17 protein-coding genes are annotated in these 18606 nt (G+C 39.9%); 9 read left to right on the plus strand and 8 right to left on the minus strand.

Annotated elements, in window-relative coordinates; all coding sequences use genetic code 11:
* Positions 1–2 precede the first annotated feature (2 nt).
* A complete protein-coding gene (locus GQR55_RS10765) occupies positions 3–1274 on the plus strand; it encodes an MATE family efflux transporter (protein WP_166420593.1) in 1272 nt (423 codons plus the stop codon).
* 176 nt (positions 1275–1450) lie between these two features.
* Here the strand turns inward: GQR55_RS10765 and GQR55_RS10770 are convergent, their stop codons facing one another.
* A complete protein-coding gene (locus tag GQR55_RS10770; RefSeq protein ID WP_166420594.1) occupies positions 1451–1720 on the minus strand; it encodes a hypothetical protein in 270 nt (89 codons plus the stop codon).
* A gap of 9 nt (positions 1721–1729) precedes the next feature.
* Complete coding sequence (gene nfuA, locus GQR55_RS10775) at positions 1730–2305, minus strand: Fe-S biogenesis protein NfuA (RefSeq protein ID WP_002959571.1); 576 nt, start codon at positions 2303–2305, stop codon at positions 1730–1732.
* 146 nt (positions 2306–2451) lie between these two features.
* Between nfuA and GQR55_RS10780 the strand changes: the two genes are divergently transcribed.
* Complete coding sequence (locus GQR55_RS10780; RefSeq protein WP_166420595.1) at positions 2452–5010, plus strand: M14 family zinc carboxypeptidase; 2559 nt, start codon at positions 2452–2454, stop codon at positions 5008–5010.
* A gap of 223 nt (positions 5011–5233) precedes the next feature.
* Here GQR55_RS10780 and GQR55_RS10785 read toward each other — a convergent pair whose 3' ends face one another.
* Positions 5234–5911 carry a phosphoribosyltransferase family protein gene (locus GQR55_RS10785; RefSeq protein ID WP_166420596.1) on the minus strand — a complete coding sequence of 226 codons (678 nt, stop codon included), beginning with the start codon at positions 5909–5911 and terminating at the stop codon, positions 5234–5236.
* 74 nt (positions 5912–5985) lie between these two features.
* Between GQR55_RS10785 and bioH the strand changes: the two genes are divergently transcribed.
* The 3 genes from bioH to GQR55_RS10800 all read left to right on the plus strand — a co-directional run bounded on the left by bioH (position 5986) and on the right by GQR55_RS10800 (position 7988).
* Positions 5986–6723, plus strand: coding sequence for a pimeloyl-ACP methyl ester esterase BioH (gene bioH / locus GQR55_RS10790; protein WP_166420597.1), 738 nt, complete (start codon positions 5986–5988; stop codon positions 6721–6723).
* A gap of 90 nt (positions 6724–6813) precedes the next feature.
* Positions 6814–7122 carry a hypothetical protein gene (locus tag GQR55_RS10795; RefSeq protein WP_166420598.1) on the plus strand — a complete coding sequence of 103 codons (309 nt, stop codon included), beginning with the start codon at positions 6814–6816 and terminating at the stop codon, positions 7120–7122.
* Between the two features lie 5 nt (positions 7123–7127).
* The gene (locus GQR55_RS10800; protein WP_166420599.1) at positions 7128–7988 is read left to right on the plus strand and encodes a putative metalloprotease CJM1_0395 family protein; all 861 of its coding nucleotides are present in this window, start codon (positions 7128–7130) and stop codon (positions 7986–7988) included.
* Between the two features lie 61 nt (positions 7989–8049).
* Here GQR55_RS10800 and GQR55_RS10805 read toward each other — a convergent pair whose 3' ends face one another.
* The 4 genes from GQR55_RS10805 to greB form a co-directional block, all read right to left on the minus strand.
* Positions 8050–10377, minus strand: a complete 2328-nt coding sequence (locus GQR55_RS10805) for a Tex family protein (RefSeq protein ID WP_166420600.1) — start codon at positions 10375–10377, stop codon at positions 8050–8052.
* Between the two features lie 168 nt (positions 10378–10545).
* Positions 10546–11127, minus strand: coding sequence for a CBS domain-containing protein (locus GQR55_RS10810; RefSeq protein ID WP_166420601.1), 582 nt, complete (start codon positions 11125–11127; stop codon positions 10546–10548).
* Between the two features lie 50 nt (positions 11128–11177).
* Positions 11178–11489, minus strand: coding sequence for a hypothetical protein (locus GQR55_RS10815; RefSeq protein WP_166420602.1), 312 nt, complete (start codon positions 11487–11489; stop codon positions 11178–11180).
* Between the two features lie 132 nt (positions 11490–11621).
* Positions 11622–12095 (minus strand): transcription elongation factor GreB, encoded by a 474-nt coding sequence (gene greB / locus GQR55_RS10820; protein WP_166420603.1) that lies wholly within the window; start codon positions 12093–12095, stop codon positions 11622–11624.
* A 194-nt stretch (positions 12096–12289) separates the two neighbouring features.
* Here greB and ompR point away from each other — a divergent pair, with 194 nt between their 5' ends.
* Together ompR and envZ are read left to right on the plus strand one after the other, a co-directional pair.
* Positions 12290–13009 carry a two-component system response regulator OmpR gene (gene ompR, locus GQR55_RS10825; protein WP_002959552.1) on the plus strand — a complete coding sequence of 240 codons (720 nt, stop codon included), beginning with the start codon at positions 12290–12292 and terminating at the stop codon, positions 13007–13009.
* Positions 13010–13014: 5 nt separating this feature from the next.
* Entirely contained in the window at positions 13015–14328 is a 1314-nt protein-coding gene (gene envZ, locus GQR55_RS10830) for a two-component system sensor histidine kinase EnvZ (protein WP_166420604.1), read from the plus strand.
* Between the two features lie 22 nt (positions 14329–14350).
* On the opposite strand, the gene GQR55_RS10835 is transcribed toward envZ, so the two are convergent.
* The gene (locus GQR55_RS10835) at positions 14351–16393 is read right to left on the minus strand and encodes a glycoside hydrolase family 97 protein (protein WP_166420605.1); all 2043 of its coding nucleotides are present in this window, start codon (positions 16391–16393) and stop codon (positions 14351–14353) included.
* A 159-nt stretch (positions 16394–16552) separates the two neighbouring features.
* On the opposite strand from GQR55_RS10835, the gene GQR55_RS10840 reads away from it, so the two are divergent.
* Entirely contained in the window at positions 16553–17176 is a 624-nt protein-coding gene (locus GQR55_RS10840; protein WP_166420606.1) for a methylamine utilization protein, read from the plus strand.
* Complete coding sequence (locus tag GQR55_RS10845; protein WP_166420607.1) at positions 17166–18398, plus strand: hypothetical protein; 1233 nt, start codon at positions 17166–17168, stop codon at positions 18396–18398. The genes GQR55_RS10840 and GQR55_RS10845 overlap by 11 nt, the downstream gene beginning before the upstream one ends.
* Positions 18399–18606: the final 208 nt, after the last annotated feature.

Raw genomic sequence — 18606 nt, forward strand, 5'->3', positions numbered from 1 at the left:
CGATGATACTATCAAATATCACAGTGCCGTTGTTAGGAATTGTTGATACCGCTGTAATTGGGCACTTAGGAAGCGCTCATTACTTGGCGGGTATTGCCCTTGGCTCTGCAGTTATTTCTATTTTGTTTTGGCTTGCTGGTTTTTTAAGAATGAGCACCACGGGACTCGTGGCACAAGCATACGGAAAAAACGATTTAACCCAACTTGCCGCTTTACTTAAACGAAGCCTATTGCTGGCAAGCGCAGTGGCTGTGCTATTAATTGTATTATCCCCATTAATAAAACACGCTATTGCTTACCTCTCCGCTGCTAACAGCGACGTACTTACCCAAGCGTATCAGTATTTTAGCATTCGTATTTTTAGTGCTCCAGCAGCATTGTGTAATTTAGTGTTATTGGGTTGGATGCTTGGTGTGCATTATGGTCGAGGTCCATTTTATTTATTACTCGTCACTAATATCGTTAATATAGTACTCGATATTTATTTTGTTGTTTATTTAGATTGGGCCGTTGCAGGCGCTGCGTGGGCTTCACTGATTGCTGATTATACAGCGTTAGTATTTGCACTTTTTTTAGTGGTTAAACTAGCTAAAAAACAAGGTATTGAGCTAAATGCACCGAATTGGTTGAGTATTAGCAAAATGACTGAATTATTGAGTTTGAATAGAGATATATTTATTCGCTCTTTAATACTGCAATTATGCTTTAGTTTTATGACATTTTACGCAGCGCGTATAGGCGAAACTACACTCGCCGCTAATGCTGTTTTACTTAACTTTTTAATGTTGGTGAGCTTTGCTCTTGATGGCGTTGCTTACGCGTCTGAGGCAAAAGTAGGGCAAGCTAAAGGCCAAGGAAGCGTTAAAAATATAGAGCTTTGGGTTAAAATAAGCGTATTTTGGGGTATGCTTTTTGGCGTGCTATATAGCGCTTTTTTTGCATTGTTTGGCAGCGGTATAATCAAGCTTTTAACTAATGTGCCAGAGATTATTCAAGAGGCAACACACTATTTATCGTGGCTAATAGCATTGCCAATTTTAGCCATGAGCTGCTTTTTGTTTGATGGTGTTTTTGTAGGGCTTACGCGAGCAAAGGACATGCGTAATAGCATGATACTTTCAGCTGGAGTGGGGTTTTTTGGTGTGTTTTGGGTGTTTATAGACTTGCAAAATAACGGGTTATGGCTGGCTATGAGCTGTTTTATGTTAATGCGCGGGGTTACATTAATAATTAAATATCACCACTTAAAAATAAATAATCAGCTACTGGATTAAACTAATACTAATCTGCTTATATATGGGGTCTATTTAACGATAAGAAAATTGTGCTAGAACTAGGCAAAAATTTTTGTATCTAGTTGTTCTAAATAAAAAATTTTTAACAACGTTATAGAGTGATTTAATTCGATAAATTGCCCAAATATATATGGAGGTTGGTATAAATAAATGGTTTATTTCCAGAGGTCGGGATCGTGATGTTTAGGGCCCATATCTTTCAAAACTTGTGAAAAACGATTAGCAAAAATACCGCAGTAGCCCCATCCGGCAAAAAATAATGCGGGGACTAAAATTATAACGCCAATTATTTGTAAGCTGTAGTGGGTGTAATACCCAATAGATATGAATATCACGGCTAGCACAAACAGTGCTAAGCCGCGAAAAAAGCGCTTTAAGCTCAGCTTAGGGTTGCTCCCTAAGCGATAAATAAGCTGCTTTAACATTTATAAGGCCTAATAGTAAGAGTGATCGCCCGCTTCGTGCTCTGTAATATCAGCAACACCGGTGATTTCTTCAAACTTAGCTATCATTTCTTTTTCAATGCCTTCTTTTAGCGTTACATCGATCATAGAACAACCGTTACAACCACCACCAAACTGAAGTATCGCTATACCTGCAGCTGTAATTTCAACAAGGCTTACTTGACCACCGTGGTTAGCAAGTTGTGGATTTACTTCGGTTTCTAGCATGTGCTGTACACGCTCGTTTAACGATGCATCATCGCCTATTTTACGTGCTTTAGCATTAGGTGCTTTTAGCGTTAACTGAGTACCCATTTTGTCGGTAACAAAATCGATTTCAGCTTCTTCTAAAAATGGAGCACTTTCTGCATCTACAACGGCATCAAAACCGTTAAAGTTTAGGCGAATGTCGCTCGCTTCTACAGCATCTTCTGGACAATAAGACACACCACATTCCGCTTGTGATGAACCAGGGTTTACAACAAACACACGAATATTGGTTTGTTGTGATTGATCTGCTAATAGTTTAGCAAAATGCGCTTGCGCTGTTTCGGAAATAGAAATCATAAAACCATCTATACTTGACTAAATTACTCGGATACTGCGTATCATACTCCGCTCATCGTGTTGCGGCTAGTGTTGAGCGTAAAAAGTTGGCATCTATTTTAAGCAATGGTAGCGTGCAAACAACGAACATTTTTTGAGTGATTTATATGCGTTTGGTATTAACATTAATGGTGGTGTTGCTTAGCTTTTCAAGTGTAGCAAAGCCACTTTCGTATTATTTTGAACAAGATGTAACATTTGACCCCACTATTCCAACACCTGAGCAAGTGCTTGGCTACGAAGTAGGAGAGTGGCATGTAAGGCATGATCAGCTCGTACGGTATATGGAAATATTGGCTGATAAAAGCGATCGTATAAATTTTGAAGTAATTGGTCGCACGCATGAACAGCGCCCGCTTGTAATGCTAACGATTACTGCACCGCAAAAGCTTAAAAATATAGAGCAAATTCGAGAGTCTCATTTAGCTCGATTAAGTAACAATAATGGCACTAAAACTGACTCTGTAAAACAGCCTGCAGTTGTATGGATGGGATACAGTGTGCATGGTAATGAATCATCAGGTAGTAACTCATCGTTGCTGGTGGCGTATTACTTAGCCGCGGCACAAGGTGCTGAAATAGACGAGTTATTAAATAACACGGTTATTTTACTCGACCCTTCACTTAATCCAGATGGGCTTGCTCGTTTTGCTAATTGGGCGAACAGTAATCGGGGCATGAACTTATCAAGCGATCCTAAAACGCGTGAACATGTTGAAAATTGGCCAAGTAGCCGTACTAACCATTACTGGTTTGATTTAAATCGCGACTGGTTATTGCTGCAGCACCCAGAATCGCGTGCGCGTATTGCCAAATTTCATCAGTGGAAACCTAATGTTTTAACCGATTTTCATGAAATGGGACCTAACAGCAGTTACTTTTTTCAACCTGGTATTGCGAGTCGTAAGCACCCAATAACACCAGATGAAAATGTAACATTAACTAAAGCGATTGCTAACTATCATGCAAAAACATTAGATGAAAACAACGCCCTTTATTTTACCGAAGAAAGCTTTGACGACTTTTATTACGGTAAAGGTTCAACTTACCCAGATGTAAATGGTGGAGTCGGAATTTTATTTGAACAAGCAAGCTCTCGCGGGCATGTGCAAGAAACCATAAACGGTACACTGACTTTTCCTTTTACTATTAAAAACCAGTTATTAACGAGCTTATCAACCTTTAAAGCAGCTGTTGATAATCGAACTGCGTTACTAGACTACCAAGCTAAGTTTTATAATCAGGCGGCTGATTTAGCCAGTGATGAAAACTTTGAAGGTTATGTTGTTGAGGGCGAAAAAGATAACTCGCGTATTAAATACTTTTTAGAGTTATTAAAGCAACATCAAATAGATGCATTCCCACTGACTAAATCACTTAAAGCGAATGGTAAAAGCTTTACAACTAATAGCTATTTTGTGCCCTTAGCACAACCGCAATATCGTTTGGTAAAAGCTATTTTTAGCGAACAAAAAAACTTTGCTGACAATACTTTTTATGACGTATCTGGCTGGACTTTAGCACATGCATTTAATCTACCTTTTGCCAAAGTAAAAAGCAGCTGGGGTTTAGAGGTAGCTAGTACACCATGGCAAAAAGCAGTTAAACCTTCTTTTGCTAAACTTGAGCAAGGTTATGCTTTTGGTTTTTCGTGGGATGACTACCTAGCACCTAAAATGTTAAACAGCCTTTTAAAGCAAGGTGTTAAAGCGCGGGTAGCGTTAAGCCCATTAACAGCTAAAACAAACTCCGGCGAAGTGAACTTTAATGCCGGCAGTATTATTGTCCCAGCAGGCTTACAAACAACTAACGATTGGGTAGATATACTAAATAAAGCACAAAATGAATTTGGAATTGCGATTAAGCCAATAACTACCGGCCTTACAAGTAAAGGTGCTGATTTAGGGTCTCGCACAATGGCCGTTGTTAGCGAGCCAAAAGTGTTATTAATAGGGGGTAAAGGCGTAAGCCAGTATGAAGCAGGAGAAGTATGGTATTACCTCGACCGCTTTGTAGGCGTTGCACCAACAATTGTTGAAATGGAGCGTTTAGGCTCTATTGAGCTCAGTAATTACAGTCATATAGTACTTGCTCATGGTAACTACAATAGCCTATCGGACGCTGATAAAGTGGCTATTAAAAGCTGGGTAAGAACAGGCGGCGTTATTTGGGGTCACAAAGGTGGCGCTAAATTTTTAGCTGATCAGCAATTACTTAAAGCAAGTTATCTATCACGCCAAGATGTAGCAAGTGCATTTAAAACCAAAGGGCTAAATTACGCCGATAAGGATCATTTAGCGGGGCGTCAGCGCATTGCCGGGGCTATTTTTAATACTAATGTAGATTTGACTCATCCGCTTACATTTTCACTTAAGCGCAATACATTACCGGTATTTAAAAACAGTACTTGGTTGCTAGAAACTTCAGATGCGCCGTTTGTAAATATACTTACCTACACTAAAAATCCATTATTGGCAGGCTTTACCGATGCCGTGAATGTTGAGCAAGTAGCGGGTGGAGCAGGGTTAATAGCTCATTCGTACGGGCGAGGCACTGTAATTGGTATGACTGACGATCCGGTGTTTAGAGGTTACTGGTATGGGACAAGTAGATTACTCAGTAATGCGCTCTTTTTTGGCCATACGTTTCGAGTAAATGGCGATTAATAGCAATTCGCTTAATTAAGTGATCTAATTTGAGGATGGAAAAACGTGTTGATAGCTAGGCAAAAAATTCGCTATTTAGTTGTTCTCGGCAATTGCTCCTGCATTGCTCTACCTTCTGCATCCATGCAGTCGTAAATGAGAATTTTTTAATACAGGTAGCGACACGTTTAGCCCCGCAAAATGATTAAGTATTATTGCGGATTGGTATAATACTTTTTAATAATTATATAGGCGTTAAGCAAGTTGTAAAAGCCCACACTTGTTTAGCGCCTGCTTGTTTTAGTGCACTAGTAGCTGCGTTTAATGTTGCCCCTGTCGTCATCACATCATCAACAATAGCGACTGTTTTACCGCCCATATCCTGTGTACAAATAAAGGCATTTTTTAAGTTTTTAATACGCTTTGCTTTAGATAGCTCCGACTGGGCTTGTGTTTTTTTATTGCGAATAAGTACGTTACTCAGTGGCGCGTAATTATCTAAGCATGGTTGCCATACTTGGCTGACCTGATTAAAACCGCGTGTTACGAACCGGCTTTTATGAAGAGGTAAAATAATAAAAATATTTGGTAAAACGGGACTTTGCTCAAAAAACTGCGCTAACTGCTTTTTAATAGTTTGCTGTAATGCTTTTTTATAATGGATTTGGTTATTAAATTTTAGCCGTTTAAGCCAATGCTCGAAGGGCGGTTGATAAAAAGCGCAGGCAAATAACTTATCAAACTCGCAATTAGGAAACATCTCAACAATATCGGGCCGATGCAGCAAGTTATTATGCTTACTAAAATCAAATAACGGTAAATCTTCAAGGCAATAATCACATAACCCTAAATTAGCCGTAATCGGGCTTTGACATTGCACGCAATAAGAGGGAAATAACCAATTTAAAACGGCTTGTTTCATTGATTCACTCCGTGCATTACAACCACCTATTTAAACGTTATGATAAGCCTAAGTTTGGTAAAGGTTAGGCAAATATGCAAAATGAGTTAGTGTTATTACATGGTTGGGGAATGAATCAGGGCGTATGGCAATTAGTACAGCCAGAACTTGAGTCTTTATATTCAGGAAATGTAAGTAGCCTTGACCTACCGGGATTTGGTAATAGCTTTGTTTGCCCAAGCCCTTATACTTTGCATGATGCCGCAGTAATTTTAAGTGAGCAGTTAAAGCCTCAGTCTATTTTAATGGGGTGGTCGTTAGGTGGTTTATTTGCACTTTATATTGCAAAGCATTGGCCCGAAAAAGTATCAAAAGTTATTTTAATTGCATCGACTCCTTTTTTTGCGGAGGCAGATAATTGGCCTGGAATAAAAGCAAATATATTGACGCAGTTTAAAGAGCAATTAGTTAATCACAGAGAAAAAACCATAGATCGCTTTTTAGCTATTCAAGCGATGGGTAGCGAGTCGGCACGTGATGATATAAAGCAACTTAAACAATTATTAAACCAATATAGTGCGCCAAAAAGCGAAGCATTAAGTGCTGGCTTAGATATTTTACAAAATGACGACCTTCGTGACTTATTTGCACATTGCCCAGTACCTATTAAAGGTGTATTTGGCCGACTTGATGCGTTAGTGCCTTATAAAGCAATTAGTGAAATGTCAGCACTAAATACTGAGTTTGAATACGAAGTGCTAGATAAAGCGTCGCATGCGCCATTTATTTCTCATAAAAGTGAGTTTTTATCTGTCGTTAAATCAATGCTTTAAAATAGAGCTAATAATAGCGCGGTTTAAAGCTTTATTTTGAGTATAACCTGAGCGATAATTAAACAATGTTTATTTGGTGGAGATTTTAATATGCCAATCGGATCCGTATTTAATAGTGGTGTAGAAGGGTTTAATCGGGCTAGCCAAGGTATTGAAAAAGCCAGTGCTGAAATTAACCGTGCCAGCATAGAACAGCAAGACGACGCGCAATTAGCGCAGCAACGTCAGCTTACAGCAGCACGCCCAGAAGAAGCCATTACTGCACCTGTAGCACAACCAGCTCGTGTTGATGAAGCGCTTGTTAACTTAAAAGTTGAAGAGTTTAACGCTAAGGCAAACACGCAATCAATTCAAACGGCTGATGGTGTACTTGGCACGTTAATCGATATTAAAGTTTAGTAATAATGAATATTGTCACGCCATTTCCGTCTATCAATATAAACACAGCAAATGTTTATACGGAAACCGCACGGCGTGACAACCAGCTACGAGAAGTTATTCCTGCTCCTGCTTCAAGCAGTGCGAGCAATACTGAAACCAAAGCGCAAAGCGATGCTGAAAAAGCTAAACTTCCAGGCAATAATAGTGATGTATCGACTTATGATGCCAGCGGTAAACTAGCTGACGATAAAGCAATTGAGCAGCGTGAAGGCAATTCAGAAAATTCAGAGAGTGCCGATCAAGAGGCCAAGCAAGAAGCGTCTCAACAAGAAACTGAGCAAGAAGAGCAACTACTCGAACAAGAACAACAGCAAATTAAAGAACTTAAAGCCCGCGATACGGAAGTACGTGTGCACGAGCAAGCTCATGCTGCTGTTGGCGGGCAACATGCAGGATCGCCGAGCTATGGTTATGAACGTGGTCCAGATGGCACCAACTATGCTGTAAGTGGTGAGGTACAAATTGATGTATCTGAAGTCCCCAATGATCCGCAAGCCACTATCGATAAAATGCAAACCGTACGTGCTGCCGCATTAGCGCCTGCAGAGCCATCGGGAGCTGATCGCTCTATTGCTGCAGATGCTACGCAAAAGCTAGCAGCGGCTCAAGCTGAGCTTGCTATGCCAGAAGAAGAGCAAAGCGAAGAAGATGAGCAAAGTAATAAGCTTTCAGCCAGCGAAACCAGCACTGCAGAATCACAAAGCGATACGAATACAGAGCAATCTCGCGATGCCGATGTGGAAGCTCGAGCTGGGCGTATTGCTAATTTTTATCAAATGACGAGTGCACCACAAAGCGAAAGTGGCTTTTCGGCGTATGGCTAATAACTCCGTAAAATGAATACAAAAAAACCGCTTACGCGGTTTTTTTAGTTTTGATTAAAGTTTATTTTTTCGTTTTAGCGTTAGCGAACGCATCGGCAAATGCATTACCCATTAACGCGTTACCGTTGTCTCGTTTAGGCTTTGCAGCGCGAGATTGTGAGTTATTAGTACGTGTTTGTGCTTTTTGCGTTGCAGGGGCTGCTGACTTATTACTTGTATCAATATCGTCATCTAAACGCATAGTAAAGCTTATGCGTTTACGTGCAGCGTCTACTTCAACTACTTTCACTTTTACAATATCGCCCGCTTTTACTACTTCGCGTGGGTCTGATATAAACTTATTAGTGATTGCTGAAATATGCACTAAGCCGTCTTGGTGAACACCTACATCAACAAATGCACCAAAGTTAGCAACGTTAGATACCACGCCTTCTAAAATCATACCTGGTTTTAAGTCGCTAATTTTTTCAACACCCGCTTTAAACTCAGCAGTTTTAAATTCAGGACGCGGATCGCGACCTGGTTTATCAAGCTCAGTAATAATGTCGGTAACGGTTGGCAAACCAAATTTATCGTCAATATAATCGTTAGCAGCAAGTTTAGTTAAAAAGTCACTGTTACCAATTAAGCTACTTACATCTACGCTGTTACGTTCACAAATACGTTTAACAATAGGGTAAGCTTCCGGATGAACTGATGAGTTATCTAGCGGATCGCTACCATTGTTGATGCGTAAAAACCCAGCGGCTTGTTCAAATGCTTTTGGTCCTAAACGCTCAACCTTTTTAAGCTCACTACGTTTAGTAAATGTGCCGTTAGCATCGCGATAATTAACGATATTTTGCGCTAATGTTTTGTTTAAACCCGATACGCGTGTAAGTAGCGGTACCGAGGCCATGTTTAAATCTACGCCAACTGAGTTTACACAGTCTTCAACGACTGAAATAAGGCTTTGGCCTAACTGGCTTTGCGATACATCGTGTTGATATTGGCCTACACCAATTGATTTTGGCTCAATTTTAACCAGTTCAGCAAGTGGATCTTGAAGGCGGCGTGCAATAGATACAGCACCACGAATAGAAACATCTAAATCAGGAAATTCATTTGCGGCAAATTCAGACGCTGAGTAAACTGATGCGCCCGCTTCGCTCACCATTATTTTATTAAGTTTTAGCTCGGTATTGGCTTTCATAAGTTCAGCAACTAACTTATCAGATTCGCGAGATGCTGTACCGTTACCAATCGCAATAAGCTCTACTTTATGCTGACGACAAAGTTGCTCTAATGTACGCAACGATTTATCCCAGTGGTTTTGTGGTGCATGAGGGAAAATAGTTTGTGTCGCTAGCAATTTACCTGTGCTATCAACAACGGCAATTTTACAGCCTGTACGTAAACCAGGATCGAGGCCAAGTGTAGTACGAGGGCCAGCAGGTGCTGCCATTAATAAATCTTTCAAGTTTTTAGCAAATACATCAATGGCGCCAGTTTCTGCTTTTTCGCGCATTGCTGCAAAAAATTCATTCTCTAGGTGCAGGCCTAATTTAATTTTCCACGCCCATTGCACAACATTTAATAACCAAGGGCTTGCCGCTTTATATTTAATATCTAAACGATAATGATCGGCAATCATTTGAGCACACAGTTGCGCTGAGTTTTCAGAGCTTGGCTCAGGGTTAACATTTAACTGAAGTATGCCTTCATTTCGGGCTCTAAGCATTGCAAGTGCACGGTGAGAAGGGACTCTTTTAAGAAGCTCTTGATGCTCAAAGTAATCGCGATATTTTGCACCTGTTTGTTCTTGGCCTTTAATCACTGTACTTTCAATAGCACCATTTTGGCTAATATGACTTCTAAATTTAGCGAGTAATTTAGCGTCTTCTGCAAAGCGCTCCATTAAAATAAATTTAGCGCCTTCAAGTACCGCTTTAGTATCTGCAAAGCCTTTTTCGGCATCTACAAATTGCGCTGCTTGTTGCTCTGGGTCAAGATTCGCATCTTTAAATAGTGCATCGGCCAGTGGCTCTAAACCTGCTTCAATTGCTATTTGACCTTTAGTACGGCGTTTAGCTTTATAAGGTAGGTATAAATCTTCGAGTTCAGTTTTACTTTGTGCATTGGCAATATCGGCACTTAGTTCAGCAGTTAACTTTTTCTGAGATTCGATAGTCGATAAAATAAAACTACGGCGTTCTTCAAGCTCTCGTAAGTAAGATAAGCGCTGTTCTAAAAGGCGTAATTGAGTGTCGTCTAGGCCACCTGTAATTTCTTTTCGATAGCGGGCAATAAAAGGAACTGTTGCGCCTTCATCAAGTAACTTTGTTGCAGCAACAACCTGTTGCTGCTGTGCGTTTAGTTCTATGGCTAAACGTGCAGAGATATCGCTCATGCAAAAACCTTTTTATACAATAAAATAAGACCAGAAGTGTGTTTCTGGCGTAGTTAATTGCTTGAATAATATCACAGGAGGTAGTAATGAAAAGCTCTTAAAGCAAGCTATTTTACTTGCTTTAAGATGGTTGGGCAGGGAGTAAATTAATTCAGCTAAAAGAGCGCCCTAGTGAGGGTGCTCTATGTTTTCTAATACTTCACTGAAAGAGTGAGCAATAGGCGAAATATTTATAGGGATATGCAATGTTTTAGCTATTTGACGTGCTGAAATTAAACCACAAATTTCGTTGCTTGCCGTTGTTACTAATAAGAACATTGTACCCTGATGCTCCATTGTTTGTAGCGCATCGCCAATGCATGCGTAGCTCAAGCTTTGCATGCTCACACCCATGATTTTACTAATAGGTGTCATGATATCGCGTAAGCTTACTTCGCCTCTTGGCGTATTTAAGCGCTCGGCAATAATAGTTATTTTAGAGCTTTGTAAATCAGCGCTAGAAACAAGACCAATCAATTTTTGGTGCTCGTCAGTTACTAAAACAAAGTCTGATTGTTTTGCGCTTACTTGTTTAAGTGCTTCAGTTATTGTTGTTTCGTGCTGAGCGCGAATAGGTGTTGTTTGCGTAAAGTTGTTTACCATTTTTAATGCAGGAGATGCTAAATCAATTAATGGTTGATCATCTGCAAATGTGCTTGCAATAACGCCGTGAGATACATTTTGAGTACGTAATTCTTTAAAGTTAGACATAATAGTCACCTTATTAGTTATAAAATTTAATTAAATTGTAAAATAATGAATTAAATTAAATAGCTAGGTGGTCCACGTTGGTACGCAGTGCTAAAAGGTCTGTTTAAATTAGTGCTCTTGTAAAAAGAGTGTACGGCATTAGGGAGTGGTTGAAGCGCCCCAAGGGTAATCGTATTAGCGTGAGAGTCGACGTCAAAGTCGAGATTCGCTTGGTCAGGAGTATCGCAAGCAATAAAGTGGTTAGATATTTTAGCGTTATCAAGGTTTACCTGCGTGGTATGGGCGTGCAGCGTCAAGCTCACACTCATTAAAAGTGCAAACAATACGGCATTACTTAATATGCGCTGTACTACGTTTGACATAACCACGACCTTAAAAATTTCAAGTTAAAAATAACCTGCTTAACTATCTTATATCCTACTCAAATAGATTACACAATGAAAAGTTAATGTGATCTGAATCAATGTTTTTATTTGTAGGTACTGATATAGGAATTATTTTTGATATTCAATAGTATTTATATACCACTGCTTTTTACCTTGAGGGGTAAGTACTTCAAAATCGTCATCTACTTGTTTTTTAATCAGCGCGCGCGCCATCGGCGAATCTATTGATATATAGTCTTTGCGCTCATAAATTTCATCTGGGCCTACAATTTTAAATCTTTTTATATCACCTTCATCGTTTTCTATTTCTACCCATGCGCCAAAAAATACTTTCCCATCTTGCACGGGAGAGTAGTCGATGATTTTTAAATCAGGAATACGCTTTCGCAAGTAACGTACCCGGCGGTCGATTTGGCGTAATAAGCGCTTATTATACTGATAGTCAGCGTTTTCAGAGCGGTCTCCGAGACTGGCTGCCCAGCTCACTATTTTGGTGACTTCAGGGCGCTTAACATTCCACAAATGGTCGTGTTCTTGTTGTAATTGCAAGTAACCTTCGCGGGTAATTAAATTTGTTTTCATGGTGAATTCTTTATTAACTCTAATGGTGTGCACGTTATTAAATTTGCCAAAACTTGTCGAGCGTAAATGTAATAAAGTATGCGTAAGTAAGCTTTGAAATGTTCAGTAACAATCTAAGCAGGTAATTAATTTTTGATTATTAGGTTTTTCATTTATATTAACTAGTAATTGGATATAAAAATAAGAAAGAGATAATGGGACACGAAACCACAAAAGTATTAGTTGTAGATGACGATATGCGCTTACGCAGTTTGCTTGAACGTTACTTAGTAGAGCAAGGTTTTATTGTTAGAACCGCAGGTAATTCGGAGCAAATGGATAGACTCCTAGAGCGTGAAAACTTTCACTTAATGGTTCTTGATTTAATGCTCCCAGGCGAAGATGGCTTATCTATTTGCCGCCGTTTACGCCAAAAAGAAAACGAAATCCCTATTGTAATGCTTACCGCTAAAGGCGACGAAGTAGACCGTATTATTGGCCTTGAGCTTGGCGCTGATGACTACATTCCTAAACCTTTTAATCCTCGAGAATTGCTTGCGCGTATTAAAGCAATTTTACGTCGCCGCGCAAAAGAAGTACCAGGTGCTCCCGCTGCTGAAGAAAACTTAATCGCTTTTGGTAAATTTACGCTTAATTTGGCAACGCGAGAAATGAGTGAAGGAGATAAAACAATTTCACTTACTAGTGGTGAGTTTGCAGTACTTAAAGCGCTGGTTTCGCATCCGCGTGAGCCACTTAGCCGCGATAAGCTAATGAACTTAGCGCGTGGTCGTGATTACAGTGCGCTTGAACGAAGTATTGACGTGCAAGTGTCGCGACTTCGCCGCATGATTGAAGTAGATGCAGCCAATCCGCGTTATATTCAAACCGTTTGGGGTTTGGGTTATGTGTTTGTTCCCGACGGTGAAAAGTAATTTATATGGGTTTTTTTCCGCGTAGTGCGTTTGGGCAAACTGTATTTTTAGTGGCAGCTTTGCTGCTGATCAATCAAATAGTGTCGTATGTTACGGTTAGTTTTTACGTTGTAAAGCCAACTATTGAGCAAGTTAATTTAATGCTCGCTAAACAAATTAAAACGGTATTTATTGATTGGGAAGACGGCGTTGAAATAAACGACGAAGTATCTGCAAAGTTTTTTGAAATCACTGGCATCGAGGTAATGACGCAGCGCGAAGCAATGCGTCAAGGGCTTGGGCAAAGCCGCGAGTATTCTATGCTATCGCGTAGCATGACTGAGCAACTTGGCGGTTTTTCTCGTGTACGTATTAGCCAAACAGATCCGTTAATCTATTGGGTTGAAGCACCGCAAGCGCCTGGTTATTGGGTAAAGGTACCGCTTAAAGGTTTTAAAGAGAATAACTTAGAGTTTTTGACTTTTTACTTATCAAGTATTGGATTTTTGAGTGTGCTGGGTGGGTGGCTGTTTGCAAGGCACCTTAATAGGCCTTTAAAAGCATTGCAACAAGCCGCAGTAAAAGTAGGCAAAGGCGACTTTTCTACCAAATTAGAAGAAGAAGGCTCTACAGAAGTAATAGAAGTAACGCGCGCGTTTAACCAAATGTCGCGCGGAATTGCCGCACTTGAAAACGACCGCCGTTTACTAATGGCCGGTGTGTCTCATGATTTACGTACGCCGCTTACTCGCATCCGTTTAGCTACCGAAATGATGGTTGATGAAGACGACTATCTTCGTGAAGGTATTATTTACGATATAGAAGACATGAACGGGATTATCGATCAGTTTATTGAGTATTTACGCCACCATAAAACAGATGAGCTAAGCTGCGAAGATATAAATGCTTTAGTTGCCGAAGTTGTTAATTCTGAGCTTCAGCATCAACGTACTATTACGTTTAAAAGTAATCCAAATATAGGCAATATACCGTTAAGCTCTGTGGCTATTAAGCGTGTAATTACCAATATGATTGGTAATGCACTGCGTTATTCTGAGGGCGATATTGAAGTACTTAGCTATTTTAATTCAAACAAAAAATACGTGGTTATTGCTGTAAACGACAGTGGCCCCGGCATTCCTGAAAACGAATTAGAGTCTGTGTTTGAGCCATTTAAACAAGGCGATGCAGCTCGCGGCAGTGAAGGTAGCGGCTTAGGCCTTGCTATTATTAAACGCATTGTTGATATGCACGACGGTAAAGTAAAACTAGAAAACCGCCCAGAAGGCGGTTTAAGTGCACAAGTATATTTGCCAATAAAGGTATCAACCCCTGCATAGTAAATACAGGGGTTTTATTATATTAAAGTGCTTTAAAACGAATAGCGGTGCCGCCACTGGTGGCCAGCTTAAGCGTTAGTTTATCGTTTGTAGTTACAATACGTTTTTCGATAACTAGATCGTACGGATTGTTTTTCCACTCTGCGTTTTTACCATCCTTATAAATTTGTGCTTCAAACTTTTTGCCTTGCTCTAAAAAGTCGAGTTTTACCTCAATAGTACGAGCCTTTTCGTCAGTAACAGCACCTAGGTACCAATCGTTTCCTGAGTATTTAGCACTTTTACGCTCTTTGCGAGCAAATACAATAAAGTCGCCTACTTCACCATCAAGAGCCACACTTTGCTGCCAATTTGTTGGTACGTCTTGAATAAATTGAAATGCGTCGGGCTTCTCTAAGTAATTTTTAGGCAAATCAGCAGCCATTTGAATTGGGCTATACAACACAACATAAAGTGCGAGTTGTTTGGCAAGTGTGGTTTGTGGGCGGTTTGTATCGCCTCCTAAACCATTAAAGCTCATATCAAAAATACCTGGCGTAAAGTCCATTGGTCCTGCAAGCATGCGGGTAAAAGCAAGCATTGGTACATGCTCTGGTGGGTTAGGTGGTGAACCCCATGCATTGTATTCTTGTCCGCGTGCACCTTCGCGCGCAATCCAGTTTGGATAAGTGCGGCGCAGGCCTGTATCTTTAATTGGCTCGTGGGTATTAATGCTAATTTTATGTTTAGCTGCAAGTTTTACATTATAAAGGTATTCGTTAACCATAAACTGGCCGTCGTGCCACTCGTGGCGAGCAATACCGTTTTTGTCTATACGTTTTATATTTCCGCCATCGGCTACGTAACCTGTTTTTACTTGGCTTACGTTTGATTTTTCGTAAAGGGCAAAAGCATCTTCCATTTGGTTACGGTAGTTACTTACATTGCCCGATGTTTCGTGATGGCCAATGAGCTGTACACCTTTTTCTTTGCCGTATTGAGTCAGTGCGGCAATGTCAAAGTCGTCGTACGGTTTAGTAAAGTTAAATACATCGCCATTAAAGTACCAATCGCCATCCCAGCCAATATTCCAGCCTTCAACGAGTACGCCATCAAACCCATATTGTGCTGCAAAATCCATGTAGTATTTTGTGGTTTGTGTAGTGGCGCCGTGTTTTTTACCGCTGCCCCATGTTTGCGTGTTTATATGCATACCCCACCAAATACCGACGTATTTACCAGGTTTAACCCACGACACATCACCCAACTTATTAGGCTCGTTTAGATTTAGTATTATATCTGAATTAACTAGGCCAACAGCGCTGTCGGCTATTTGAATGGTGCGCCATGGTGTTTCAAAAGCACCTTGTTTTTTAACAGCAATACCGTCTGACCACGGTGTTAAATCGGCGGTAAACGTACCAGGACGGCGTTGATTAAGCACCATACCTGCGTAATCAACAAGGGCTGCTTCATGGATGCTAATGTGAGTACCGTCACTTGTTTTAAACGTAAATGGTGTGTGAGCTAGTGGAGCTTCGTTAAGTGGGGTAGTGTTATACACATATTCGTAGCGGTTCCAGCCTCGAGCAGGTATCCACCATGCGGTAGCATCTTGACTATTGTTTATTGCAAATTCAGTTAACTCTTTAGTTATTTCTGTATGTTCGAAGCCGGTTTGTTGTGGCACTTCGTATCTAAAACCTACGCCACTATCAAATGCTTTAAATCGAATGGTGTAGGTGCCTTTATTTGGCTCATTTTTTGTAAAGGTAACGGCTAATTCGTTATATTCGTCAACAACGTTTTGGCGTTCACCCCAGGGTTGTTGCCACTGTGTATTAACGCTTTGTTGTTCAATGCTTTTAATTTTAAAACCATCGCTAAAGGCTGCTTGTGTTTTAAATTCAAAGCCAAGTAAGGACTTATTAATAACTGCTTTATTTTTAAATTTAATTGAATAACTTGGCGTGGTGCTTTCGTCAGAAATAATGACTGTTATTTTTGTGTCTGGCGATTTTAGCTCTACGGTTTGTCCGTAGCTATTACTAGCAAAGGCTAAAAGCACAAGTGCTGGTATTCTCATGGTGTGTCCTTAGATGAGTCGGTGGTGACGTTTAAGGATAATGACTGTTGGTGATTAATACGACTGCTTACATACGTATTCAATGTTTTAAAAAATAGAAAGAATTTAATGGCTTAATCGGTCTATAATGTAAACAAATTGATAATAGCGGTCAGAAAAATGATAAAAAGCTTACTTTGTGTATTTTTACTAAGTGTTAGTACTGGAGTTTTTGCAGTAAATATTACAATTAAAAATGCTAATAATGACCCATTACCTAATGCTGTTGTATGGCTAACTGCAGGAGACTCTTCTAGTGTTATTCCTCCTGAAGCGCCTTATGCTATGAGCCAGCAAAATCGAGAATTTAAGCCACGTATTTTAGTTGTCCCACAAAATGCAAAAGTAGAGTTTCCGAATGCGGACTCTATCATGCACCATGTTTATTCATTTTCTAAAGCCAAAACGTTCGAATTAAAGCTATATAAAGAGCATCCTAAAGCGCCCATTACTTTTGACCAAACGGGTGTGGTTGAGCTTGGCTGTAACATTCACGACTGGATGCTAGGTTATATTGTGGTGGTAGATAGTACTATTTTTGCTATTACTGATGAAAACGGGAATGTTGATTTAAGCGCTAATGCAGGCGAATACACGTTAAGTGTTTGGCATTCTGGGTTTAGTGATATTAGTAAGGTTGAATCTCAAATTGTTACGGTGGCTTCTAATCCTATAACTTATAAAGTAAAGCAGGAAGTTGCGGAGCAAATTGATTTTGCTACGGATGAATTTGATGACTATTAATAGCTTAATGAAGCTGGTGCTTGTCTCCGGTGCTTTATGTTTTAGTAATGTATTGTACGCACAAGTAAAAGGCTTAATACAGGTCAGAACAGTGCAAGGCGACGATACGCTTAGCTTCCAAGAGGGCGGTATTGGGCTTTATCGGCATGATACTAAAAGCGATGAACTTATTTTATCCCAAGGTATTTTAGACTTTAATATTGATTTGGCATCTAGTTGGTCGGCTCATGGTGTGCTAAATGCGAATCAGGATCCTGACGTTGGCTTAGGTTTTACGCAAGCCTATGTAAAGTATCAGCCGCTATCTAACAGCAACTATAAATGGCATGTGCGCGTAGGGGGATTTTATCCACTTATGTCGCTTGAAAACCCTGACATAGGCTGGACTTCTCCTTATAACTATACAAACTCAGCTATTAATAGCTGGATAGGCGAGGAAGTACGTACTGTTGGTGCTGAAGTAACTATTAAGCGCCCAGCAAAACGTTTTAACAGCAGGCATAGCTTTAGCTTTGTAGGTGCGACATTTAAAGGCAACGACCCCGCAGGGACTTTACTTGCGTGGCGTGGTTTTGCATTACACGATAGACAAACTACATTTAACGAAAGCGTGCAATTTGCGCCTGTAGCCGCGTTAAACGAATACGAATTACGCTGGCAAGCTAATCAGGTTTTACCCTTTGAAGAAGTAGACGGGCGCTTTGGCTATTTCGCGGGTATACATTGGGATTACTTAAAAAAGTCTCAATTTAGAATCTACTATTATGATAATAATGGCGATCCAAATACTGTTAATTATAGTTCTGGGCAATATGCTTGGAATACTCGCTTTACGAGTGCCGCTTGGCTTTATAAATTTAACAGCAAAACACGTTTTATTGCTCAGGCACTTAATGGCAAAACTGAAATGGGTAGTAACGCATTAATAGACAATTCGTTTTATAGCCATTACTTAATGTTGAGCCATAAAGAAGGTAAGCATCGAGTTTCAGTACGCTACGATTATTTTAAAGTGACAGACAACGACTCAACCGCGTTTGACCCTAATGCAAGTAATGGGGAAGGCTTAACCGCAACATGGCGCTACCAGCTCACTAATAAACTACAAATAGGGGTTGAAGGTTCTGCACTTAAAAGTGTTGCAAAAAATAGAGAGCCAATTGGATTTAATGAACGAATCTCGCAGCAGCAAATAATGCTAAATGCGCAATGGCGTTTTTAAAAGTATAAAAAAGGGAGCATTTAAATGCTCCCTTTTTAGTTTAATAAAATTGGTATAGATTATACCAACCTGCATAAATCTTTGATCAATTTAACGAATTAAATTGCACTATAACGTCGTTAAATATTTTTTATTTAGAACAACTAGATACAAAAATTTTTGCCTAGTTCTAGCGTAATTTTCTTAACGTTAAATAGACCCCATATAT

This window comes from Pseudoalteromonas sp. Z1A8, assembly GCF_011378855.1.
GTDB lineage: Bacteria > Pseudomonadota > Gammaproteobacteria > Enterobacterales > Alteromonadaceae > Pseudoalteromonas.